Source organism: Streptacidiphilus jeojiense (assembly GCF_000719095.1).
Lineage (GTDB): Bacteria > Actinomycetota > Actinomycetes > Streptomycetales > Streptomycetaceae > Streptacidiphilus > Streptacidiphilus jeojiensis.
Window position 1 is genome coordinate 1 of sequence record NZ_JOEH01000015.1, and the last position, 22,430, is coordinate 22,430.

Here is a 22,430-nt window from a genome sequence, read left to right on the forward strand (position 1 = left end):
CCGACCGAAGGGCCAGCACCGGACGCCGCGTCAACCATCGCCTCGCCCCCGAAGACCAGGGCGTCCATAACCCCATTCTCCCCCACCACCCCCAACCCCACCATCACCCCCAAGGGGGAAATGTCACCCCATCAAGTTGACGAATGAGGCGATGCCGTAGCGGGTTGCTTACGGCAACTGTGAGTGGCTTACATGGCGGGTCCGTTGCCGCCCTCCGCCGTCCGTGGCTTGTTGCTGTTGCTCGCTACGCTCGCTGGCCAACTGCGGGAGGGGGCGCCCTGGTTGGGCGCCGTAGGCCCGTGGCGGGGGCGTGGGGGCGGGGCAGGGGGCGTGCGGTGGGCCGAGTTGCCTGAACCCGGGTCACTTCTCGTACATGGGGTCACTCGTCGTACGGAGATGTCGGACATATCCGGGCATTCATGTAGATCAAGTGACCCAATGTCCGAAGATTGACCCAAAGTGTAGAGGGCATCTACCTGGCGAATCGTTTCTCCAGCCCCACCACTGACCGCCCGCCACCCGGCAACGGCGAGACCCCGCACCCCTCCCCCGCCCCTGTCGCCGCGAGCGAAGCGAGCAACAGCAACAAGCCACGGACGGCGGAGGGCGGCAACGAACCCGCCATGTAAGCCACCCACAGCTGCCGCCTCACCCACCCCGGCGGTGCACTGACCGGCGTGGCCCCGGCCCAATCCCCCGGGTGTAGCCGCCACCTGGGTGTACTGCGTCGTGGGGTCCGGAGAACTTGTCCTCACTGGGGAGACAATCGGCGCCATGTCCCTCGCCCCGGTGCTGCCCGCTGATCCCCAGGTGCCGTCGGGCGGCGGGGGCGCGGGGGCGCAGCGGGGACCGACCTCGGCGGCGTTGGCGCTGGTCGAGGCGCTGGTCGGCGGGGTGGTGCTGCTGGTCACCTACTGGGTGCTGGCCTCGGCCGGGTACTCCGGGCTGCTGCGCTCGTGGCAGCTGGTGCTGCTCGGGCTGCTCGCGCTGGCGCTGCTCATTGCCCGGCACCGTTTCCCTCAGGTGGCGATGGCTGCGCTGGCCGCGCTGCTGGGGGTGATGCCGTCGCTGGCCATGCTCTGTGCGGCGGTCAGCTACAGCACGACCCGGCGGGTCGGCGCCCCGCGCCGGCGGGACCTGGTGCTGCTGGCCTCGGCCGTGCTGCCGGTGCTGGTCAGCGTGGTGCGGCTGGTGCTGTGGCAGGGCGCCCGCTGGCAGTACGCGGTGGAACTGGGCGCGGTGCTGGCCGTCGTGGGCGTGGTCGTCCCGGGACTGGTCGGCACCGCCGCCGGCCAGCAGGACCGGCTGGTCCGCGCGCTGCGCGAGCGCACCGCGGCGGCCGAGCGGGCCAAGCGGCTGGTGGAGAGCGAGTCGCGGACCGAGGAGCGGTCCCGGATCGCCGCCGAGATGCACGATCTGGTCGGCCACCGGCTCAGCCTGATCGCCCTGCACGCGGGCGGACTGGAGATGGCCCTGGCCGAGCAGGCCCCTGACCTCGTCGACGAGGCCGCCCAGGTACGCCTGGCCGGGCGGGACGCGATGGACGAGCTGCGCCAGGTGCTGGGGGTGCTCGGCCCGCTGGGGCGGGACACCGGCACCGACGCGCTCACCGAGGCCACCGGCACCAGAGCGGACGTACTGGCGCTGGTCGACGAGTCCCGTGCGGCCGGGATCCGGGTCGCGTTCTCCTGGCGGGGCGACGATCTGACGGCCTCCCAGCCACGGGTGCGCCGGGCGGTGAACCGGGTGGTCCGGGAGGGGCTGACCAATGTGCACCGCTATGCCTCCGGCGCGGCCGTCACTGTGACGGTGCATCACGAAGCCGGCCGGGTCTCCGCCGAGGTCCGCAACGGCGCGCCACCGCGTCCACCGGCCGCGACCACCGGGCTGGGCACCGGCCGCGGGCTGGCCGGACTGCGCGAGCGGGTCACCCTGCTGGGCGGCGAACTGACCGTGGGACCCGAGCCGGACGGCGGCTTCCTGATCCGCGCGGTGCTGCCCACCGACCCGGACGCCGGCCCAGGCGGCGAGGCCGGCAGCGACGTCGGCGGCGAGGCCGGCAGCGACGTCGGCGGCGGGGCCGGCCACGGTGCCGAGGGGGCGGCCCCGGCCTGGGAGCCACCGCTCTCCCCCGATGCGGTCGAGCCGCCCAGCACCGACGAGGTGGTGCGCAGCCGGTTGGCCGGTGCCGTCGCCGCGGTGCTGGGCCTCGCCGGGCTGGGCGCGGTGCTGCTGGTCGGCCTGAGCCTGCTGCAGCAGGCCCGCCCGTTCGAGGGCGAGCCGCCGAACAGCGTGGTGCACCTAGGTATGACACCGAGTCAGCTGCAGCAGCTGGTCGGCTCGGACAGTCCCGCGGTGCGGTCGGCGGCGGACGGACGTGAGCCCTCGCGTCCCGCCGGGGCAACCGAGTGCATCTTCCCGTACACCTCCGCCACGGACGGTCGGCACCGGCTGATGATCACTCGCTACTGTTTCAATGATGACAAATTGACCGATATTGCCAATTTCACCACGCCGCTGGCCTCCTGAGCCGAGCCGAGCGGCCCGCCCGGGGAGCACCGATGACCGAGAGCAGCGCCGCCACCACCCCGATCCGCGTCCTGCTGGCCGACGACGAGGAGACCGTCCGAGCGGGGGTGCGGCTGATCCTGCGTCATGCCGAGGGCATCGAGGTCGTCGCCGAGGCATCGAACGGGGCCGAGGCGGTGGAGCTGGCCGCGCGCACGCCGGTGGACGTGGCGCTGGTGGACATCCGGATGCCGGTGCTGGACGGGCTGGCCGCCATCGAGCAGTTGCTGCGGCTGGACCCGCACCCGGCCGTGGTCATGCTCACCACCTTCGGCGACGAGGCCAATGTCACCCGGGCGCTGCAGGCCGGGGCCGGTGGCTTCCTGCTCAAGGACGACGGACCGCAGCAACTGATCAGCGCGGTGCGGGCGGCGGCCGAGGGCGACGCGGTGCTCTCGCCGGGGGTGACCGGCATGGTGGTGCGCCGGATGCTGGACGGCAGCCGGCCCGGCGCCGGGGGCACCACCGCCGCCGCCGAAGACGCCGAGCCGGCGCCGGAGCAGCAGGTCGCCGCCCTCTCCGAACAGGAGCGCCAGGTGCTGTCCATGCTGGGCCAGGGCATGCCCAATCTGGAGCTCAGCCTGCGCCTGGGACTGGGCCCCGACGCGGTGAAGACCCTGGTCAGCGAGGTCCTGGCGAAGACCGGCACGGAGAGCAGGGTGCAGGCGGCACTGCTGGCGGTCAGGGTCGGGCTGGCGGACTGAGGCCGGGGACCCGAGGCTTGGGGCCGGGGGCTTGGGGCCAGGGGCCTGGGGCCTGGGGCTTGGGGCTTGGGGCTTGGGGCTTGGGGCTTGGGGCCAGGCTCCTGGGACCGGGGTCCGGCGACCGCACGGCGGCAGGCTACGATCCGGCTGTGCTGAAGATCGGTCTCATCGGTATGGGCCGGATGGGGACCCCCATCTGCGCCAACCTCGTCGCCGCCGGCCACCAGGTGGCCGTCCACGACGCCCGGCCCGATCGCGCCGCGGCCGCGTACGACTGCGGCGCCGCCTGGTGCCGCTCCGGTCGCGAGGTGGCGGACGGCGCGGATGTGCTGATCACCGTTCTCCCCGGCCCGGCCGAGGTCGGGGCGGCGCTGGACGACGCCGTCCTGGACGCGCTCGCGGCCGCCCCCGATCCGACCTGGATCGACATGAGCAGCAACTCCCCCGCCGCGGCCGCACCGGTCCGCGAACGTGCGCTGACCCGGGGCATCGGCGTGCTCGAAGCCCCGATCGGCGGCGGCCCGGAGGACGCACGGGCCGGCACGCTGCGGCTGTTCGTCGGCGGCGACGCCGACCTGCTCGCCCGGCACCGCCCGCTGCTGGAGGTGGTCGCCGACCCGCAGCGAATCACCCACCTCGGCGGCCCCGGCACCGGATACACCGTCAAACTGCTGGTCAACCTGCTGTGGTTCGGCCAGGCCGCAGCCACGGCCGAGGCCCTGCTGATCGGCCGCAGCGCCGGTGTCGACCTCGCCGCGCTGCACCACACCCTGGCCGAGTCCGCCGCGAGCAGCGAGTTCATCCGCCGCGACCTGCCCTCGCTCTTCGCCGGCGACTACCTCGCCTCGTTCGGCCTGGACCACATCCACGAGCAGCTCGCCGTCGTCACCTCGCTGGCCCGCGACCTGGGCACGCCCCACACCATCACCGAGACGGTCCGCCGACTGCACCAGGACGCCCTGGACCGCTACGGCCCGGCCGACGGCGAGCTGCTGGCGGTGGCCCTGTTGGAGGAGCAGGCGGGGATCCGGCTGCGGACCGGCCCCTGACCACCGAGTGGGCAGATCCAGCTCCTGACGCAGGCTCAACCGGCGACCAGCCGTACCAGCGCGGTGACGACCACTGCCACCAGTACCACCACCAGGAACGGCGCCCGCCGCCACAGCGCGAATCCGGCCGCGGCCAGGCCGAGCGCACGGGCGTCCAGGACCAGGCCGTGGGCGCCGTGGCCGAAGGTCTGCAGTGCGGTGAGGGCGGCGAGCAGGGCGACCGGGGCGAGAGCGGCGAAGCGGCGCACCGCAGGGCGGTCCAGCAGCCCGGCCGGGACGGACAGGCCGATCAGCTTGAGCAGGTAGCAGCCTGCGGCCGTGACCAGCACGGCGGTCCAGACGTTCATGACTCCTCCAGCGGACGCTTACGGCGCAGTAGCCCGACGACGGGTACCGCGACGACCGCGAGCAGCACGGGTATCCCGGCCGGCAGCAGGGGGGTGGCGGCCAGTGCCAGGACCGCGCCCAGCAGTGCCACCGAGCGCTGTTCCCCGGCCTCCCGCAGCCGTGGGCCGAGCAGGGCCAGGAAGACCGCCGGTCCGGCGGCGTCCAGTCCCAGGCGGGTCGGATCGCCGAGCGCGCCCGCGCCGAGCGCCCCGGCCAGGGTGGTCAGGTTCCAGGTCAGGTAGAGGCTGACGGCGGTGACGGCGAAGCCGATCCGGGTGGAGCGCCGGTCCGGCTGGACCATGGCGACCGCGGTGGTCTCGTCGATCACGGCGTGGGCGGCGAGCGGGCGCAGCAGCCTGGGCAGTTCCAGCCGGGGGCCGAGGCGCAGCCCGTACAGCGAGTTGCGGACGCCGAGGAAGAGCGCGCCGGCGATGGCGGCGAACGGGGCGGCACCGGCCGCCAGCGCCGCCGTCAGGGCGAACTGCGAGGCGCCGGTGAAGACCAGCAGGCTGAGCACGCAGGTCTGCCAGACCGTCAGATGCGCTGCGGCACCGGCGACGCCGAAGGCCAGCCCGGACGCTCCGACGGCCAGGCCGACGCCCAGGGCGTCCCGCACCACCGCGCGGTCCGGCACCGCCCGGGCCTGGTGGCCGCCCGCCGGGTCGCCGTCCAGCGGCCTCGGCGGGGCGGGGGCGTTCGCTGCGGCTGGTGGTCCGTTGCGTTGGGAGGCGATCATGCGGACATGGTGCCCCCGGTCACCGCCCCAGGGCTTGTACGTTCCTGCGCGCCCGCTGGTAGGCCCCGGGCGGTACCCCGACGATCCGGCGGAAGTGGCGGGTCAGGTGCGCCTGGTCGACGAAGCCGACGGTGACGGCGGCGTCGGCGGGGGCGGTCCCGGCGTCCAGCAGTCGGCGGGCGGTGCTGACCCGCTGCTGGGTCAGCCAGGCGTGCGGCGGCAGCCCGTACACACTGCGGAAGGCCCGCAGCAGCGGGAAGGGACGGGCGCCGACCGCGGCGGCGAGCTCGTCCAGGGTGGGCGGGTCGGCCAGCTGGACCACCAGCAGGTCACGGGCGCTGCGGGCGGCCCGCAGCCCTTCGGCGGCCGGCTGCCGGTCCGGGCTGCGGCCCCGGGCATGGCCGCGGACCACCCGGGCGAGCGCCAGCCGCAGCAGCGTGCTCGCGGCCAGGACCTGGTTCTGCTCGGCGGCCAGGTGCACCTGCTGGACCAGCTGCGTCAGCTCCGGGTCGACCGCGACGGCGCCGGCGAAGCTCAACGTCCCGCGGTCGGCGCCCAGGTCGGCGGCGACCGCGGCCATCGTCGCCACGCTCGGGTAGATCACCTGGTAGCTCCAGCCGCCGGGCTCCCCCGCGTGCCCGGTGTGCAGGGTGTCCGGGTCGACCAGGGCCAGGCTGCCGGCGGCCGCGCGCTCCAGGCTGCCCCGGCAGTGGAACAGCTCGACCCCGGAGGTGATCGCGGCGATCACATAGGTCGCATGGGTGTGCTTCCCGAAGGTATGCCGGACGTACCTGGCGTCGAGCAGGTCGACCTCGGGCAGCGCCGGGTGGGTCCAGTAGTGCGCGCGTTCGTCGTTGGGCATCACCGTCATCGCCTTCGCCGGTCCCACTCCTGCTCCTGCTCCCGGTCCTGCTCCCGATCCTGCTCCTGCTCCTGCTCCGCTACTCCGGTTCCTGCTCCGCATCGCCCGCCAGGGCCAGCAGCTGCTCCGTCGACCAGACCAGCCGACCCGCCCGGAGGTCCTCGACCACGCCGTCCAGCCAGCTCAGCTCGGCCGCGGTGACGGCCCGCAGGTACTCGCTCTCCAGCATGGTGATCCGGGGCAGACCGCGCGCGGCCTCCTGGACCGCGGCGCGGTCCAGGCCCGCCACCGAGGCCGCGAGCACCTCGCGGCGCCCCTCCAGGGCCGCCAGCATCTCCGCGGGGTCCAGCAGCAGCAGCTGCGACAGCGCGGCGGGGAACTCCGGGAACTCCTGCTTGGGGGTGCGCAGCATCTCGATCAACCAGGCCCTGGCGGTCGCCCGGCCCTCCTCGGTGACCTCGTAGACGGTGCGCTCGGGGTACTGCTGGTCCCGGCCGGTCTCGCGGACCGCGATCAGTCCGGCGCCGAGCAGCCGCTCGATGGTGCGGTAGAGCCCGGCCCGCTGGCCGACGTTGACGACCTGGTCCTTGCCCCACTGCTTGATCAGCCGCTGGACCCCGTAAGGGTGCAGCGGCTGATAGCTCAGCAGCGACAGCACGGTGAGGGCCAGCGGCGAACTGCGCACGGGTGTGTCCATGGGGCCATGCTACCCGCGACTACCCACCCTAGAACTAGTTGACTTGAGACTAGTCTCAGTGCAACTATCAATCCATCGCCAAGGGCGCACCCGCTGCTCCCACCGCACCGACGAAAGGCAGGAATCCCATGACCCCCCGTATCCGCACCGCCCTGGTCATCGGTGGAGGCATCGCAGGCCCGATCGCGGCCATGGCGCTGCAGCAGGCCGGCATCGAGGCCACCGTGTACGAGGCCTACGCCGACACCGCCGAGGGCAAGGGCGGCGGTATGACCATCGCCCCCAACGGCCAGGACGCCCTGGACGCCGTCGGCCTCGGCGACGTGATCCGCCCGTTCGGCGTCCCGATGACCGGCATCGTCATGCAGGACTGGGCCGGCCGACGGCTCGCCGAGTTCGGCAATCCACCCGGGGTCGCACCCATGCAGCTGGTCTGGCGCACCGACCTCTACGGCGCGCTGTACACCGAGACCGAGCGCCGCGGTATCCGGATCGAGCACGGCAAACGCCTGGTCGACGCGGTGGAATCGGCCGACGGCATCACCGCGCACTTCGCCGACGGCTCGCAGGCCACCGCGGACATCCTGATAGGCGCGGACGGCATCCGCTCCACCGTCCGCACCCTGATCGACCCGGACGCTCCCGGCCCCTCCTACGGCGGGTTGATCAGCTTCGGCGCCCAGGTGACCGGGACCACCACCCCGTCCACCCGCTCCAAGATGAACATGAGCTTCGGCAAGCAGGCCTTCCTGGGCTACCAGGTGCTCGACGACGCCTCGGGCATCTGGTTCGTCAACCTGCCGCACCCGACCCCGATGTCGGCGGCCGAGGCGAAGAAGACCCCGTCCGAGGAGTGGCTGAAGCTGCTGAGCTCGAAGTTCGCCGACGACCGCACCCCTGCACGGGAGCTGATCGACCGGACCGCCCCGGAGGACCTGATCGTGGTCGGGTCCATGGAGAACATGCCGCCGCGGGTGCCGGTGTGGAGCCGGGGCCGGATGGTGCTGGTCGGCGACTCGGCGCACGCACCCTCGTCCAGCTCGGGGCAGGGCGCCTCACTGTCCATCGAGAGCGCCGTGGAGCTGGCCCGCTGCCTGCGCGACCTTCCCTACCAGGAGGCCTTCGCCGCCTACGAGAGGCTGCGCCGGCCCCGGGTCGAGCGGGTGATCAAGGAGACCACCCACAAGAACAGCGCCAAGGCCGCCGGGCCGGTGGGACGCGTGGTCTTCGCCCTGATGATGCGGATCTTCGACAAACTGGCCAAGCCGGAGAAGATGGCCTGGGTCTTCGACCACCGCATCGACTGGGACGCTCCGGTCAACTGACCGGTGCTCAGCTGCACGCCTGTGCTCCGGAGTGAGGTCCGGCTCCGGGGCACAGGCGTGCGGCGGGTTCAAGTCCCGTCACTCACCAGCCCGTCACTCATCGGCCCGTTCCTCAGCCGACAGGTGCCGGCCAGACGCTCCGCCGGTGCACGAAGGCCGGTCGCAGGTTCTCGTCCGGGGCGTCGTAGTAGCGGTGGAAGACGGCCGTCGCCGATCCCGACAGCGGCGGCACGATCCAGCTCCAGTCGACCGGGCAGCCGCGGCCCCGGGCGTGTTCGCGTTCGACATGGGTGAGGAAGCGGGTCGACTCGGTGTGGTGGTCGGCGATGGTCACCCCGGTCCGCTCGAAGGAGTGCAGTACCGCCAGGTTCAGCTCCACCAGGGCCCGGTCCCGCCACAGGGTGCGTTCGCTGCCGGTGTCGAGCCCGAACAGGTCCGCCACCGCCGGGAGCAGGTTGTAGCGCTCGGTGTCGCCGAGGTTGCGGGAGCCGATCTCGGTGCCCATGTACCAGCCGTTGAACGGCGCCGCCGGGTAGCTGATCCCGCCGATCTCCAGGGTCATGTCCGACACCGCCGGCACCGCGTACCAGCGCAGGCCCAGCGCGGCGAAGCCCGGGTGGTGAGGGTGGGTCAGCGGCACCTCCAGCACGGCGTCCTCGGGCACCTCGTAGAACTGCGGGGCCTGCTCCGGGGCGGCCTGGACCAGCAGCGGCAGCACCTCGAACCGCTCCCGGCCGCCCTTCCAGCCCAGGTCGGCGGCGAGTCGGGCGCGGGAGGCGCTGCGCGGGTCGTCCGCGTAGCGCACCAACTGCTCGCCGAGCAGCCGGGGCGCGGGGCGGCCGGGCCGGTCGGGGGCGAAGACGGTGATGACCGGGCGTATCCGGCCGCCGTTGGTGGCGGTGCGCAGATGCTCGAAGCAGTGCTGGGCGATGTCGTCGGGGTGCTCCAGGTGGCGCAGGTCCCGCACCGTCAGGTTGTTCCAGTACAGCCGGCCGATGCAGCGATCCGCGTTGCGCCAGGCGACCCGCGCCCCGAAGGCCAGTTCCTCGGGCGTGTGCTCGTAGCTGCCGTACGCCGCGACGTCCGCCGCGATCTCCGCGAAGCGCTGCTCGGGCCGGGCGCTGTCCGGGTTCTCCTGCGCGAACTGGCGGACGAACGCGGCGGCCTCCCGCAGCAGGGTGTCCTGCTCGGCGGTGCGGACGGCCGCCCGGCCGGCCGGAGCGGTGGCGGTACGGATGAGGGGGGTACGGGCCAGTGCCGTGCGGGACAGCGCGGTTCGGGACAGCGCAGATCGGGACAGGGCGGTGCGGGGACGGGGGAACGACAAGGGTGTTTCTCCTGCTCGGGGGCCGGCGGGGAGCACCGCCGCGGACGGCTGCGGCGAGGCGGCGTCCGGACGGCGGGGTGGGGTCGGATCAGCCGGCGGCGAGGTGCGCTGCCATGCGTCTGGGCAGCAGGGCGGCTTCCAGCGCGGGGACGTCGAAGGGGTCGTGGTGGATCCGCTGCTGCGGGACGCCCTGGCGCAGCAGGGTGTAGGCAGCCTGGGTGACCATGTCGACCGGCCCGGAGAGGTACGCCTCGTGCCGGTACCAGGGCCCGAACTCGGCCAGTACCTGGGGCAGGGTGCCCTCCAGGCCCGCGATCCGCTCGTCGGAGACGGCGGCCCGCACCGAGAGCCAGTGGTGCCGCTGCGACATCCGCAGCATGTCGTCCAGCCCGTAGAGCTGCATCGCGGTCCTGGCGCCGACGAAGACATTGGTCTGCCGCTCCGAGCCGGTGCGCGCCGCGTGTTCCACCAGGGCCCGGATGGGCGCCAGTCCGGTCCCGCCCGCCACGCAGACCAGCGGACGCCCGCTGTCGGGGTCCAAGGTCATCCCTCCCTGCGCCGGGCCGAGCCTGACCATGTCGCCGGCTGCGGCCTGCTCCACCAGGGCCGGGCTGACCTGGCCGCCGTGGACGGCCCGCACATGGAAGGTCAACGACCCGTCCGGGCGCGGGGCGTGGGCCGGCGAGTAGTAGCGCCAGGCCCTCGGCGCCCAGGGCGTCTCCATGCTGGCGTACTGGCCGGCCAGATAGGGGTACGGGGTCTCCGGCTGCACGGTGATCTCGGCGATGCCGTGGCCGCGGTGGACGTGCCGGGTGATCTCCGCGTACCAGACGGCCGGGCCCAGCAGCGCGTCGTCCTCGGCGGCCTTGGACATCACCTGGGCGACCAGCCCGTAGGCCGTGGTCCAGATCTGTGCCAGCTCGGGGGTCCAGGCCGGTCCGGCGTACCGCTCCAGCGAGGCCAGCAGGCATTCGCCGACTGCGGGGTAGTGCCCGCTCAGGGCGCCGAACTTGCGGTGGTCCCGGCCCAGATGGGTGCAGAAGCGGACCAGGTTGTCGGGGTCGTCCACCAGGTCGACGATCCGCAGCAGTCCGCGCAGCAGGCGGTCGCGCTGCACGTCCAGGTCCACCGGGAAGAGCTCGCGTACGGCCGGGTAGCGGGCGAACAGGATGGCGTAGAAGTACACGGTCAGCTCGCCGGCCTGCGGGCTCACCGCGGCCACGCTGGCTCGCAGCAGGGCGATCTGTTGGGGCGTCAGCGGATCCGACGCGGAGGCCGCGGGGGCGGCGGAGGGGTGGCCGGGAGCGGGAACCCGGGCCTGCCTCGGAACCGAGGACGGTGCCGAGGAGGGAACCGTGGACGGTGCCGAGGGCGGAACCGGGGTCCGTCGGTCCTGGAGGGTGGAGCGCAGTCCGGAGAGCCTCAACGGATCTCCTGGTGACGACTGTGACCGCTGGGAAACAGTGGGCATCCGAAGGACGCGTGTCTGTGATGAGCAGTCAGAGCCAGTGCGGGCAGAGCCTTGACGGGCAGAGCCTTGACAGACAGAGCCTTGACGGACATGGGATCTCCGGGGTCGGTCGCCCTCGCGGTCCGGAGGGCGCGAATCCGATTACCCTAGTTGATCAACTCATATTGTCAAGTTCCCGTCAATTCGCCCCAAGACCCACACAACACCCACACTCCCCCGCAGGTCAGCGGGGCGGCGGTGCGGTACTCTCACGCACCACCAGCTGTGGAGTCACCATACTGCGCTCCTCGCCCCCGGGCCGGTGGCCGTGGGCGAGCTGGTCCAGCAGCAGGGACACGCACAGCCGTCCGACCTCCTCGAAGTCCTGGTGCACAGTGGTCAGCGGCGGATGGAAGAAGCCCGACTCCGGGATGTCGTCGTAGCCGATCACGCTGACGTCGCGGGGGACCTCCCGGCCGGCCTCGCGCAGCGCCTTGATCAGCCCCAGCGCCATGTGGTCGTTGGCCACGAAGACCGCGGTGACGTCCTTGTCCTCGGCCAGCCTGCGGCCGATCGCATAACCGGAGCCGGCCGACCAGTCGCCGTAGAGCACGGCCGGGACCGGCGCCCCGGCGCGCTTGAGGGTGCTGAACCAGGCGGCCGCGCGGCGGCGGGCCGAGTAGGAGTCCTGCGGTCCGGCCAGGTGCCACACGGTGCGGTGGCCGAGACCGAGCAGGTGCGCGGTGGCCGCCTCGGCGCCGACGGCCTGGTTGTTGTCCACCGAGGGGTGAAGCTGGTCCGGGTCGCCGTCGGCGACCACCACCGGGACGCCACTGGGCAGGCGCAGGTCGGGGTGGTCCAGGATCTGCGCCTCGATCATGATGATGCCGTCCACGCCCTGCCCGGTGAGCTTGGAGAAGGCCTTGCGCATCGCGCCCCCGGTCTGCGACTCCGGGCCGACCAGGTTCACCGAGTAGCCAGCGGTCTGCGCGGCCTCCGAAATCGCCTGCAGGGTACGGCTGTTGCCATGGGCGCTGAGACTGAAACTGATCACGCCGAGCATCCGGAACCGGCCGGTCACCAGAGCGCGCGCGGCGCTGTTGGGCCGGTATCCCAGCACCTGCATCGCGGACAGGACCCGCTGCCGGGTCTCCTCGTCCACGTTGCTGCGCTCGTTGGCGACCCGGGACACGGTCTGGCTCGAAACCCCGGCCAACGCCGCGACGTCCGCCTGGGAGGGCGGCTTGAAGGTCTCGGTCACACGTCCCACCTCTCGTGATGTTTACGCCAACATCGTAGCCAGGGCCGAGCGCCGCGAGCAATGCCGATCCCATGCCCTGACGCAGGCACCAGAGCTGACGATTGGTCCGTATTCGCATGGTTCTTCCGCGCCTTTTCGCAGCTGGACTCCTGTTGGAAATTTTTCCGCAACGAGCCTTGACGCCCTGGATGCAGCTGACACACACTCATCGACACACGGACCGTGTTTGCGTAAACATCGGCGAAATGGACCGAGCTGTGACCAGCGAAACCCTCCACCCCCGGCTCCGCCGCCGAAGGGCACCACGCCCCGGCAAGTACGGGATGCTCTTCGTGAGCCCGTTCCTGCTGGCCTTCGCCTTCGCGATCGCCGCACCACTGGCGTACGCGGCCTACCTCAGCCTGTTCCGGCAGGGGCTGGTCGGCGGCAACATGTTCGTGGGGCTGGACAACTACCGCCGGGCCCTGTCGGACACGCTGCTGCACGCCGGGCTGATCAGGGTGGCGCTGTTCCTCGCGGTCCAGGTCCCGATCATGCTGGGGCTGGCCCTGCTGGCCGCGCTGGCACTGGACAGCGGCCGGCTGCGCTGGGCCGCCCTGTTCCGGATCGGCATCTTCATCCCCTACGCCGTGCCCGGCGTGGTGGCCGCGCTGATGTGGGGCTACCTCTACGGACCGCGGTTCGGCCTGGTCCACCAGATCGGCACCCACCTCGGCCTGCCGCTGCCCGACCTGCTCTCGCACTCCTGGATGCTGGCCTCCCTCGGCAACATCACCACCTGGGAGTACACCGGCTACAACATGCTGATCCTCTACGCGGCGCTGCGCTCGGTCCCCTACGAGCTCTACGAGGCGGCGGAGGTGGACGGGGCCGGCGAGATCCGCAAGGCGGTCAGCCTAAAGATCCCCGCGCTGCGGCAGGCGCTGCTGCTCTGCACCATCTTCTCGATCATCGGCAGCTTCCAGCTGTTCAACGAGCCCAATGTGATCCAGGCGCTGGCCCCGGGCGTGATCTCCACCAACTACACACCCAACATGTACGCCTTCAACCTCGCCTTCAACGGCCAGGAGTTCAACTACTCCGCCGCCATCGCCGTGGTCCTGGGCGGGATCACCGCCGTGGTCGCCTACGCCGTCCAGCTGTGGACCAACCGACAGGAGCGCGCGTTGTGAGTACCGCGACGACTGCCCCCGACCGCTCCCCCGAGCGCCCCCGCGCGACCCCCTCCCGTCGGTCCCGCCCCCGTCCGGACCGGCCCCGCAGCCGGGCCAGCACCTCGCTGACCGTCGCCATGGGACTGATGCTGGCCTACACCCTGGTGCCGCTGCTGTGGCTGCTGATGAGCAGCACCAAGAACAGCCAGTCGCTGTTCGACAGCTTCGGCCTGTGGTTCGGGCACGGCTTCTCGTTCTTCCACAACGTCCACGAGGTGCTGACCTACGACAACGGCATCTATGTGCGCTGGCTCGGCAACACCGTGCTGTACGCCGTGGTGGGGGCCGGCGGCGCGGCCGCGCTGGCCGCGCTGGGCGGCTACGGGCTGGCCAAGTACGAGTTCCGGGGCAAGCGGGCGGTGTTCGGCGCAGTGATCGGCGCCATCACGGTCCCGGCGACCGCGCTCGCGGTGCCGACGTACCTGCTGTACAGCAAGATCGGCATCGTCAACACCCCGTGGGCCGTCATCATCCCGGCGCTGGCCAGCCCGTTCGGGCTCTACCTGATGCGGGTCTACGCGCTGGAGGCGGTCCCCGACTCGCTGCTGGAGGCCGCCCGGATCGACGGGGCGAGCGAGCTGCGCACCTTCTTCACCATCTCGCTGCGGCTGCTGGCCCCCGGTTTCGTGACGGTGCTGCTGTTCACCCTCGTGGCGACCTGGAACAACTACTTCCTGCCGCTGATCGTGCTCAACAACCCCAAGTGGTTCCCGCTGACGGTGGGCCTGAGCCAGTGGAACACCCAGACCACCGGGCCGCAGACCGGCGCCACCCTGGACCTCTACCCGATGGTGATCACCGGCAGCCTGCTGGCGATCGTCCCCCTGGTGGTCGCTTTCCTGCTGCTCCAGCGCTACTGGCAGTCGGGACTCGCCGCCGGCAGCGTCAAGCAGTAGCCCGCCCGCGGCAGCGCCCCGGCCGCCCCTCGTCCCGCTCCGGCCCGCACCCGCACGGGCGGCCGCCGGTGTGGTTCCGCACGCCCTGACGCACCATCACGCCCTGACGCACCACTGCACATTGACGCACCATCAACAACCCTCGCTCGCAACGACAGGAGACGACTCCCCCGATGGACACCTCGCGCAGATCCCTCCGGCCCTCGACCCGCACGGCCACCCGCACCGTGCTGGCGCTGTCCGCCGCGCTGACCCTCTCGCTGACCGCGGCCTGCAGCAGCAGCTCCTCCGGCAACGGGGCCGCCAACCCGGCCGCGGCCAAGTCCTCCGCCGCCGACGCCCTGACCACCCCGACCACGCTGACCTTCTGGACCTGGGTGCCGAGCATCCAGACGACCGTGGACGCCTTCGAGAAGAAGTACCCCAACATCAAGGTCAACGTGGTCAACGCGGGCCAGTCCGCCGCCGAGTACACCAAGCTGCAGACCGCGATCAAGGCCGGCAGCGGGGCCCCGGACGTCGCCCAGATCGAGTACTTCGCACTGCCGCAGTTCGCGCTGTCCAAGCAGGTCGTCGACCTCACCGCGTACGGCGCCGCCTCGCTGAAGTCCAGCTACACCCCGTCGGCCTGGAACCAGGTCGCGCTGCAGGGCGGCATCTACGGCTACCCGCAGGACACCGGCCCGCTGACGATGTTCTACCGCACCGACATCTTCAAGAGCCTCGGCCTGACCGCCCCCACCACCTGGGACGAGTTCGCGGCGGACGCGGCCAAGATCCACGCCGCCGACCCGACCCACTACATCACCTCGATCGACCCCGGTGACGCCGGCGGCGTCGACAGCCTGATCTGGCAGGCCGGCGGCAAGCCCTACCAGACCACCGGATCCACCTCGGTCACCGTCAACCTCAAGGACAGCGGCTCCGCCAAGTTCGCCACGCTGTGGACCTCGCTGCTCTCCAAGAAGCTGGTCGACCCGACCCCCGGCTGGACCACCGACTGGTGGAAGAGCATGGGCAGCGGCAAGTACGCGATGTGGATCGCCGGCGCCTGGGCCCCGGGCTCGCTGGAGACCACCATCGCCGCGACCAAGGGCAAGTGGGCCGCCGCACCGGTGCCGCAGTGGACCGCGGGCGCCAACGCCTCGGCCGAGAACGGCGGCTCCTCCGACGCGGTGGTCTCCACCAGCACCCACAAGGCCGCCGCCGCGGCCTTCGCCGCCTGGCTCAACTCCAGCACCGAGGGCGCCACCTCGCTCAACAGCATCGGGCTGTTCCCGGCCACCACCGGCCTGCTCGACAGCTCCGCCTTCCTGGACCAGACCTTCCCCTTCTTCAACGGGCAGAAGGCCAACCAGGTCTTCGCGGCCTCCTCCAAGGCGGTCACCGCGGGCTGGCAGTACCTGCCCTACCAGGTCTACGCCAACTCGGTCTTCAAGGACAGCGTCGGCCAGGCCATCACCAACGGCAGTGACCTGTCCACCGCGCTGGGCAGTTGGCAGACCGCCATCTCCCAGTACGGCACCCAGCAGGGCTTCACCGTCGCCAACGGCTGAGCGCCGCAGCACCCTTGCCCGACTCCGGCCGCCCGACCCCGGGCGGCCGGACCCCGTACCGACAGCGGAGCCAGACAACCGTGGCCATACTCGACATCACCGACGACGGATTCCACCTGGACGGGCAGCCGTTCCGCATCATCTCCGGCGGCCTGCACTACTTCCGGGTCCACCCCGAGCAGTGGGCCGACCGGCTGCACAAGGCCCGGCTGATGGGCCTCAACACCGTCGACACCTATGTCCCGTGGAACCTGCACGCCCCGCGACCGGACGTGTTCGACCTGGACGGCATCCTCGACCTGCCGCGCTTCCTGGAGCTGGCCGCGGCCGAGGGCCTGCACGTGCTGTTCCGCCCCGGGCCCTACATCTGCGGCGAGTGGGAGGGCGGCGGGCTGCCCTCCTGGCTGCTGGCCGACCCCACCATGGAGCTGCGCACCACCCACCCCGGCTTCCTGGCCGCGGTCGACGACTACCTGGACCGGCTGCTGCCCGTCGTCCTGCCGTACCTGGCCAGCCGCGGCGGCCCGGTCCTGGCCGTGCAGCTGGAGAACGAGTACGGCGCCTTCGGCGAGGACGCCGCCTATCTGACCCGGCTGGCGCAGTCGCTGGTCAAACGGGGCGTCGACGTCCCGCTGTTCACCTCCGACCAGCCCGGCGACCTGGCCAGGGGCGGCCTGGACGGGGTGCTGCGGACCGTCAACTTCGGCTCCGGGGTGGGCCGCGGGCTGGAGGCGCTGCGCGCCCAGCAGCCGACCGGACCGCTGATGTGCACCGAGTTCTGGAACGGCTGGTTCGACCGCTGGGGCGGCAAGCACGTGGTCCGCGACCCCGACGACGCCGCCCGGGCCCTGGACGAGCTGCTCGCGGCGGGCGCCTCGGTGAACTTCTACATGTTCCACGGCGGCACCAACTTCGGCTTCAGCAACGGCGCCAACGACAAGGGTAACTACCGCGCCACGGTCACCTCCTACGACTACGACGCGCCGCTGGACGAGGCCGGCGACGCCACCCCCAAGTACCGGGCCTTCCGCTCGGTCATCGCCCGCTACGCCGCCGAGCCGGCCGAGCCGGTCCCGGCCCGCGCCCCCAAGTTCGCCCTCCCCGGCATCGAACTGTCGGAGCAGGCACCGCTGTTCGACAACCTGGCCGGGCTCGGCAGCCCGGCGTCCGGGGACCGCCCGCTGACCATGGAGGAGCTCGGCCAGAACTTCGGCTTCGTCCTCTACACCACCCGGCTGGACACCCCCGGCCCGACCAGGCTCGCCGTCGGCGCCGTCCGCGACCGCGCCCAGGTCTTCCTGGACGGGCAGCCGGTCGGCGTCCTGGAGCGGGAGAACCACGAGCACACCCTCACCTTCACGGTGCCGGCCGGCGGGGCCGAGCTGCGGGTGCTGGTGGAGAACCAGGGACGGGTCAACTACGGGGCCGCGCTGCACGACCGCAAGGGCCTGATCGGCCCGGTCACCCTCAACGGCAGCGCAGTTGACGAGTGGTCAAGTCTACCGCTGCCGCTGGAGGACCTCGGCCCGCTCGCCTTCGCCCGCACCGATTCCGCCGTCCCCGGCCCGGTGCTGCACCGCGGCACCTTCCAGGTCGACGAGCCCGCCGACAGCCATCTGCACCTGGACGGCTGGACCAAGGGCAACGCCTGGATCAACGGCTTCAACCTGGGCCGCTACTGGTCCCGCGGCCCGCAGCGGTCGCTCTACGTGCCCGCCCCGGTACTGCGGCCGGGAGCCAACGAGATCGTCCTGCTCGAACTCCACGGCTCCACCGGACGCACCGTCGACCTGCGCGAGGTCCCCGACCTCGGCCCCATCGAGGAGTAGCGCCAAGGCCCAACCACCCCACCCGGCACACCATCGGAGGGACCGTCATGTTCAGGAACGTCCTGAGCCCCACCCGGCGCCGCTACCGCGCCCTCCTGTGCACCCTCGTCACCACCCTCGTCACCGCCGTCGTCGGCGGCCTCGCCGCGCTGGTCCTGCCGGCGCAGGCCGCCTTCGCGGACACCAGCAGCACCTTCACCCCCGGCAGCGCCTGGACCGACACCTCCGGCAACGCCCTGCAGATGCACGGCCTGGGCATCATCAAGGTCGGCTCCACCTGGTACGGCTTCGGCGAGAACAAGTCGGGCGAGAACTCGACCGCCACACCCTTCCAGTCCATCAACTGCTACAGCTCCACCGACCTCTCGCACTGGACCTACCAGGGCGCCGCGCTGACCGAGCAGGCCAGCGGCGACCTGGGGCCGAACCGGGTGGTGGAGCGGCCCAAGGTCATCTACAACAGCAGCACCGGGCTGTACGTGATGTACCTGCACATCGACAACGCCAGTTACAGCGAGGCCAAGGTCGGCGTGGCCACCAGCAGCACCCCCTGCGGCGGGTACACCTACCTGGACAGCTTCCAGCCGCTGGGCTTCCAGAGCCGCGACATCGGACTGTTCCAGGACACCGACGGCACCGGCTACCTGCTCAGCGAGGACCGCGCCAACGGCCTGCGCATCGACAAGCTCTCCAACGACTACCTCACCGTGGTCAGCTCGGTCCAGGTCTTCGCCGACTACGAGGCACCGGCTCTGGTGAAGGCTGACGGCACCTACTACCTGCTGGGCTCGCACCTCAGCGGCTGGGGTGCCAACGACAACGTCTACGCCACCGCCACCTCGCTGACCGGCACCTGGTCCGCGTTCCGCACCTTCGCCCCGGTGGGCTCCAAGACCTACAGCACCCAGACCGCCAACATCATCCCGGTCCAGGGCTCCTCCGGGACCACCTACATCTACGCCGGCGACCGCTGGACCACCGCCGACCTGGGCGCCTCCCCCATGGTCTGGCTGCCGCTGACGCTCAGCGGCACCACCGTCTCGGTGGGCTGGCAGAACAGCTGGACCCTGGACCTCACCACCGGCACCTGGTCCGGGACCTCCAACCCGACGGCCGCCACGCACACCCTGGCCGCCGGCAACAGCGGCCTGCTGCTGGACGTCAGCGGCGCCTCCACGGCCAACGGCGCCGCCGTCATCCAGTGGAGCGCCACCGGCGGCAGCAACCAGAAGTGGGCCCTGGCCCAGGTCTCCGGCAACGTCTACACGCTGACCGGCACCGGCTCCGGCAAGTGCCTGGAGGTACCGGGCAGTTCGCTGGTCCAGGGGGTCCAACTGGACATCTGGACCTGCAACGGCGGGACCAACCAGCAGTGGGCGCTGGAGTCGGCGGGCAGCTGGACCAGTACCTCCGACGCCACCTACGTACTGGTCAACCTCAAGAGCGGCTGGAACATCGACGTCAGCGGCCAGTCCACCAAGTCCGGCGCGGTCGTCGACCAGTGGGTGGCCAACGGCGGCAGCAACCAGTCCTGGACCCTGGGCTGACGGTCCGCCAGTTCCCGGGAGCACCCTTCGGCCCGGTCATCGCCCCCTTGCCGGGGTCGGTGGCCGGGCCGCAGAGTTGGCGGCGACCGTGGCCGTGGGGGCCGGGGAGGGCCGGGGGAAGGACGGGGTGGGGACATGGTGCGGGAGCGGACGGCCGTGGTGATCGTCGGCGGGGGGCCGGCCGGACTTACCCTGGCCGCTCTGCTGCGGCGCTGCGAGGTGCCCTGCGTGGTGCTGGAGGTGCGCAACCGCGAGCACATCGAGAAGCGGCAGCGGGCCGGCATCGTCGAGTACCAGGCCGCCCGGATGCTGGACGGCTGGGGCCTGGCCGACCGGCTGCTCGGCGACGCGCCGGTCGGCGGCCGGCTGGAGCTGCGGGTGGACGGGGTCCCGCACCAGCTCGGCGACGACGCCATCGGCGGCATCATGTGCCCGCAACAGGTCCTGGTGCGCAATCTGATCGAACTGCTGCTGGAGGAGGGCGTCGATCTGCGCTTCGGCGCGGCCGAGGTGACGCTGCACGGTCTCACCGGCGAGCGGCCCACCGTCCGCTACCGGGACGCCGAGGGCCTGGAGCACGAGATCGCCTGCGACTTCGTGGCCGGCTGCGACGGGTTCCACGGCGCCGGACGGGCCGCGGTCCCGGCCGGCGCCGTCCGGGTCCTCGGCCACGACTACGGCGGCGCCAGCTGGCTGACCGTGCTCGCCGACGCGCCCCCGTACCGGCACCCGTTGATGGCGGTGAGCGACCGGGGCTTCGCCGCGCAGTTCGCCCGCGGCCCCGCCGCGAGCCGCTTCTACCTGCAGTGCGCGCCCGGCGACACCGAGCAGGACTGGCCGGACGAGCGGATCTGGGAGCAACTGCGGGTCCGGCTGGGCGACCCCGGGCTGCGGGCCGCCGCCGTCACCGAGTCCGAGGTGTTCGCCCACCGCGGTGTGGTGCACGACCCGATGAGCCACGGCCGGCTGTTCCTGGTCGGCGACGCCGCCCACATCATCTCCCCGCTGGGCGGCAAGGGCATGAACCTGGCCCTGCACGACGCCGACGTGCTGGCCCGGGCGCTGCGCGGCTTCACCCGTGACGGTGACGAGTCCGGGCTGCGCGACTACTCCCGGGACTGCCTGCCCCGCGTCTGGGCCTGCCAGGAGTTCTGCGACTGGCTGATGGAGACTACCCACGCGGCCGGGGACACCTCTCCGTCGGCCGCCTACCGCCGGGGCATGGCCCGGGCCCGGCTCGCCCGCCTCACCGGCAGCGACACCTCCGCCCGGCTCTACGCAGAGCAGATGGCCGGGCTCGCCTGAGCGGCGGTGCTCGGGGCGGCGGTGCCAGGGCGGCCGTGCCGGCCCCGGAGATGAACTCACGGGACCGGGTGGCTGGTGATTCAGACGGTGTTTCCCTTGATGCCATGGTGCCCTCCTAGCCTCCGCATCATGACGAAACAGGGCATGACTCCCGAACAGGCCGCCCAGCTGAGCATGGCCGAGCAGCACGAGTGGTTCCGTCGAGCGACCTCGCGGCGGTCGATGCTGCGCGGCGGTCTGGTCGGCGCCGGCACCGCGATCGTGGGCGCGGCGGGCCTGACCGGCACGGCCTCGGCAGCCCCGGTGCGGTCCGCAGCGTCGCTGCTGCCCACCGCCGACCGTCCGAACGGCTCCACCGTGGTCCCGTTCGGGCGGCACATCTCCTACGGCGCCGACCCGACCCGGCAGATGTCGCTCGCCTGGCAGGCGAGGGCCGCGGTCCGCAATCCCTTCGTCCGGATCGGACGCTCCCCGCAGGACCTCGGCCAGAAGCTCCACGCCGATGTGCGGGTGCTGTCCACCCTGGCGAGCGACACCAGCCCGATCGACTCGGTGGCCCTGGTCTCCCCCACCACCATCGAGCAGTACTACCTGCACGCGGAGCTCGACGGGCTGCGCCCGGGCGAGACCTACTACTACACGGTCGGCCACGACGGCTGGGACCCGCGCGCCAACCTCGCCGTGGTGAACTCCTTCACCACCGCCCCGAGCAAGCGCGGCGCCTTCACCTTCACCGCCTTCGGCGACCAGGGCATCAGCTACGACGCGGTGGCCACCACGCATCTGATCGCGGGTCAGCACCCGGCGTTCCACCTGCACGCCGGCGACGTCTCCTACGCCGAGGGCACCGGCCACGGCCTGATCACCGACTCCTACGACCCCAAGGTCTGGGACTCCTTCTTCCAGCAGGTCGAGGCGGTGGCCGCGACGGTGCCGTGGCAGGTCGCCGCGGGCAACCACGAGATGGAGCCCTGGTACTCGCCGGACGGCAACGGCGGTCTGGCGGCCCGCTTCGACTTCGCCGGGCAGCAGCAGACCTACTACTCCTTCAGCTACGGCAACGTCGCCGTCATCACGCTGGACGCCAACGACGTCTCCTACGAGATCCCGGCGAACAACGGCTACAGCGGCGGCAAGCAGACCGCCTGGCTGAAGCAGGAGCTGGCCGCGCTGCGCAAGCGCTCCGACATCGACTTCATCGTGGTGCAGTTCCACCACTGCGCCTACAGCACCTGCTCCTCGCACGCGTCCGAGGGCGGCGTCCGCCAGTACTGGGTCCCGCTGTTCGACGCCTACGGCGTCGACCTGGTGATCAACGGCCACAACCACGTCTACGAGCGCACCGACCCGCTCAAGGGCGGCAGCGTGACCACGGCGGCCCCCAGCGGCGCCACGGTCACCCCGGCCACCCAGGGCACCACCTACGTGGTGGCGGGCGGGGCCGGCAACAGCCTGTACTCCTTCCCGGCCAAGGACAGCTACGACGGCGCGGTGGACGACGTCTCCCCCATCGCCTCCTTCGTGAACTCGCCGGGCCAGGCCAAGACCGCCGAGTCGGTGGCCTGGTCCCGGGTCCGCTACACCGGCTACTGCCTGCTGGCCATCGACAGCGCCCCGGCCACCCGGGGCCGCACCTCCAAGCTGACGGTCCGTGCGATCGACGGCTTCGGCGCCGAGATCGACCGCGTGGTGCTCGCCCGCACCGTGAAGTAGCCGA

18 protein-coding genes are annotated in these 22,430 nt (G+C 71.8%); 11 read left to right on the forward strand and 7 right to left on the reverse strand.

Annotated features, from left to right (window positions below; all coding sequences use genetic code 11):
- Positions 1-774: 774 nt before the first annotated feature.
- The 3 genes from IF29_RS0120225 to IF29_RS0120235 all read left to right on the forward strand — a co-directional run bounded on the left by IF29_RS0120225 (position 775) and on the right by IF29_RS0120235 (position 4,321).
- Positions 775-2,529, forward strand: coding sequence for a sensor histidine kinase (locus IF29_RS0120225; RefSeq protein WP_051725562.1), 1,755 nt, complete (start codon positions 775-777; stop codon positions 2,527-2,529).
- Positions 2,530-2,561: 32 nt separating this feature from the next.
- Complete coding sequence (locus tag IF29_RS0120230; RefSeq protein WP_030256821.1) at positions 2,562-3,272, forward strand: response regulator transcription factor; 711 nt, start codon at positions 2,562-2,564, stop codon at positions 3,270-3,272.
- A gap of 80 nt (positions 3,273-3,352) precedes the next feature.
- Positions 3,353-4,321 carry an NAD(P)-dependent oxidoreductase gene (locus IF29_RS0120235; RefSeq protein WP_332262552.1) on the forward strand — a complete coding sequence of 323 codons (969 nt, stop codon included), beginning with the start codon at positions 3,353-3,355 and terminating at the stop codon, positions 4,319-4,321.
- Positions 4,322-4,356: 35 nt separating this feature from the next.
- Here IF29_RS0120235 and IF29_RS0120240 read toward each other — a convergent pair whose 3' ends face one another.
- Genes IF29_RS0120240 through IF29_RS0120255 form a run of 4 tightly spaced genes read right to left on the reverse strand, consistent with a single transcriptional unit; the run spans position 4,357 to position 7,003 of the window.
- A complete protein-coding gene (locus tag IF29_RS0120240; protein ID WP_030256829.1) occupies positions 4,357-4,668 on the reverse strand; it encodes an AzlD domain-containing protein in 312 nt (103 codons plus the stop codon).
- Positions 4,665-5,444 (reverse strand): AzlC family ABC transporter permease, encoded by a 780-nt coding sequence (locus IF29_RS0120245; RefSeq protein WP_084714648.1) that lies wholly within the window; start codon positions 5,442-5,444, stop codon positions 4,665-4,667. Before IF29_RS0120245 ends, IF29_RS0120240 begins: the two co-directional genes overlap by 4 nt.
- 19 nt (positions 5,445-5,463) lie before the next feature.
- Entirely contained in the window at positions 5,464-6,333 is an 870-nt protein-coding gene (locus IF29_RS0120250) for an AraC family transcriptional regulator (RefSeq protein WP_232242235.1), read from the reverse strand.
- 52 nt (positions 6,334-6,385) lie between these two features.
- Positions 6,386-7,003 (reverse strand): PadR family transcriptional regulator, encoded by a 618-nt coding sequence (locus IF29_RS0120255; protein ID WP_030256838.1) that lies wholly within the window; start codon positions 7,001-7,003, stop codon positions 6,386-6,388.
- Between the two features lie 128 nt (positions 7,004-7,131).
- Here IF29_RS0120255 and IF29_RS0120260 point away from each other — a divergent pair, with 128 nt between their 5' ends.
- Positions 7,132-8,328, forward strand: coding sequence for an FAD-dependent oxidoreductase (locus IF29_RS0120260; protein WP_030256840.1), 1,197 nt, complete (start codon positions 7,132-7,134; stop codon positions 8,326-8,328).
- A 112-nt stretch (positions 8,329-8,440) separates the two neighbouring features.
- Here IF29_RS0120260 and IF29_RS0120265 read toward each other — a convergent pair whose 3' ends face one another.
- The 3 genes from IF29_RS0120265 to IF29_RS0120275 form a co-directional block, all read right to left on the reverse strand.
- The gene (locus IF29_RS0120265; protein WP_380521603.1) at positions 8,441-9,655 is read right to left on the reverse strand and encodes a nitric oxide synthase oxygenase; all 1,215 of its coding nucleotides are present in this window, start codon (positions 9,653-9,655) and stop codon (positions 8,441-8,443) included.
- Between the two features lie 88 nt (positions 9,656-9,743).
- Positions 9,744-11,081 carry a globin domain-containing protein gene (locus IF29_RS0120270; protein ID WP_232242243.1) on the reverse strand — a complete coding sequence of 446 codons (1,338 nt, stop codon included), beginning with the start codon at positions 11,079-11,081 and terminating at the stop codon, positions 9,744-9,746.
- A gap of 268 nt (positions 11,082-11,349) precedes the next feature.
- The gene (locus tag IF29_RS0120275; RefSeq protein ID WP_030256849.1) at positions 11,350-12,366 is read right to left on the reverse strand and encodes a LacI family DNA-binding transcriptional regulator; all 1,017 of its coding nucleotides are present in this window, start codon (positions 12,364-12,366) and stop codon (positions 11,350-11,352) included.
- 245 nt (positions 12,367-12,611) lie between these two features.
- Between IF29_RS0120275 and IF29_RS0120280 the strand changes: the two genes are divergently transcribed.
- The 7 genes from IF29_RS0120280 (at position 12,612) to IF29_RS0120310 (ending at position 22,426) form a co-directional block, all read left to right on the forward strand.
- Positions 12,612-13,538 (forward strand): carbohydrate ABC transporter permease, encoded by a 927-nt coding sequence (locus IF29_RS0120280; RefSeq protein ID WP_051725563.1) that lies wholly within the window; start codon positions 12,612-12,614, stop codon positions 13,536-13,538.
- Positions 13,535-14,476 (forward strand): carbohydrate ABC transporter permease, encoded by a 942-nt coding sequence (locus tag IF29_RS0120285; protein ID WP_030256854.1) that lies wholly within the window; start codon positions 13,535-13,537, stop codon positions 14,474-14,476. Before IF29_RS0120280 ends, IF29_RS0120285 begins: the two co-directional genes overlap by 4 nt.
- Before the next feature lie 173 nt (positions 14,477-14,649).
- The gene (locus IF29_RS0120290) at positions 14,650-16,032 is read left to right on the forward strand and encodes an extracellular solute-binding protein (protein WP_051725564.1); all 1,383 of its coding nucleotides are present in this window, start codon (positions 14,650-14,652) and stop codon (positions 16,030-16,032) included.
- A gap of 80 nt (positions 16,033-16,112) precedes the next feature.
- The gene (locus tag IF29_RS0120295) at positions 16,113-17,861 is read left to right on the forward strand and encodes a glycoside hydrolase family 35 protein (RefSeq protein ID WP_030256858.1); all 1,749 of its coding nucleotides are present in this window, start codon (positions 16,113-16,115) and stop codon (positions 17,859-17,861) included.
- Positions 17,862-17,908: 47 nt separating this feature from the next.
- Complete coding sequence (locus tag IF29_RS0120300; protein WP_084714652.1) at positions 17,909-19,408, forward strand: RICIN domain-containing protein; 1,500 nt, start codon at positions 17,909-17,911, stop codon at positions 19,406-19,408.
- Positions 19,409-19,543: 135 nt separating this feature from the next.
- Positions 19,544-20,713 (forward strand): 4-hydroxybenzoate 3-monooxygenase, encoded by a 1,170-nt coding sequence (locus IF29_RS0120305; RefSeq protein ID WP_030256861.1) that lies wholly within the window; start codon positions 19,544-19,546, stop codon positions 20,711-20,713.
- 129 nt (positions 20,714-20,842) lie between these two features.
- On the forward strand, positions 20,843-22,426 hold the full coding sequence (locus IF29_RS0120310; RefSeq protein ID WP_030256863.1) for a purple acid phosphatase family protein: 1,584 nt from the start codon (positions 20,843-20,845) through the stop codon (positions 22,424-22,426).
- Positions 22,427-22,430: the final 4 nt, after the last annotated feature.